2 protein-coding genes and 1 pseudogene are annotated in these 1,058 nt (G+C 38.1%); 2 read left to right on the forward strand and 1 reads right to left on the reverse strand.

The window, feature by feature from the left end; genetic code table 11:
- Positions 1-281: 281 nt before the first annotated feature.
- Together ACFIL2_RS04095 and ACFIL2_RS04100 are read left to right on the forward strand one after the other, a co-directional pair.
- Positions 282-548 (forward strand): BrnT family toxin, encoded by a 267-nt coding sequence (locus tag ACFIL2_RS04095; protein WP_375677074.1) that lies wholly within the window; start codon positions 282-284, stop codon positions 546-548.
- On the forward strand, positions 526-831 hold the full coding sequence (locus ACFIL2_RS04100; RefSeq protein WP_006589112.1) for a BrnA antitoxin family protein: 306 nt from the start codon (positions 526-528) through the stop codon (positions 829-831). The genes ACFIL2_RS04095 and ACFIL2_RS04100 overlap by 23 nt, the downstream gene beginning before the upstream one ends.
- A gap of 49 nt (positions 832-880) precedes the next feature.
- Here ACFIL2_RS04100 and ACFIL2_RS04105 read toward each other — a convergent pair.
- Positions 881-1,058 (reverse strand): annotated as a pseudogene (locus ACFIL2_RS04105) (phage antirepressor Ant); the annotation flags it as partial.

Here is a 1,058-nt window from a genome sequence, read left to right on the forward strand (position 1 = left end):
CAGATAGCTGTTGCAAGCGCTTCATTAACAGAACCATCTTCAAAAAGAGCCGCATCAAATTTACCTGTCTTTATCCGAGAAACCACTGCATTATGTGAAACACCCATCTTCTTCGCAAACGCACGTACCGATAGACCCTTACGCGTTTTCTTATTCATAGTTGCTCCATTTTGAATGGTATATACGAATTATTGTACACTTTAATTATTGACAAGGTTTTATTTTTTCGTGTACATAAAATATATGAAGATAGTGTGGGATGAACCAAAAAGAGCTTTAANATGAAGATAGTGTGGGATGAACCAAAAAGAGCTTTAAACATTGTTAAACATAAGCTTGATTTTGCTGATGTTATTTACTTTGACTGGAAACATGCTTTTATTGATGCAACCCATTCAAACCGCATGAAGGCTATTGGACATTTTTCTGATGGTACAACAGTTATTGTTTTTGCAAAGCTTGGCAATGAAGCGATATCCATTATCAGTTTTCGTCAAGCGAATAAAAAAGAAAGAGAGGTTTTCAATGACTATCAAAAAAACCTTTGAAACAGGATGTGGCTATACAAAAGAAGATTGGGACGCTGTGGATTCCCCACCACTAACAGATGAAGAACTTGCACGCTTAAAGCCAGCTAAAGACGTTTTACCAGCCTCCTTTTTTAAGTATGTAACAGAAGAGCGCCGTAAACGTGGGCGTCCACCGGTTGAATCTCCCAAACAAGCGGTTACTCTACGCCTTGACCCAAACGTTATTGCCTCTTTTAAAAAACAAGGAAAAGATTGGCGAACACGTATGGGTGAAGTCTTAAAAAAAGCAAGTGGCAGCTAAACCAACCACCTCCCCATTTTGAGAACGGGGAGGAGAGATGTGTCTTAATCTAAGCAGCTTTTACGACAGATCTTTCTAAGACTTGTTTTGCTTCTTTGATTAAAGCTTTATAATGTTTGCTTTCTTCTACCAATGTAAAGGCTTTGACAAGATGCATATGGAGAGGTCCATAAATGTAAACAGCCTTTTTAGTTGGAGACATTTTATCCCAATCTTTTGGGAAAGCA

Origin of the sequence: Bartonella sp. AP30XZML, assembly GCF_042195945.1 — a bacterium.
Taxonomy (GTDB): Bacteria; Pseudomonadota; Alphaproteobacteria; order Rhizobiales; family Rhizobiaceae; genus Bartonella.

Excerpts from the sequence above, each read along its gene's own strand:
- ACFIL2_RS04095 (WP_375677074.1), top strand. The coding sequence starts at position 282 with ATGAAGATAGTGTGGGATGAACCAAAAAGAGCTTTAAACATTGTTAAA.
- ACFIL2_RS04100 (WP_006589112.1), top strand. The coding sequence starts at position 526 with ATGACTATCAAAAAAACCTTTGAAACAGGATGTGGCTATACAAAAGAA.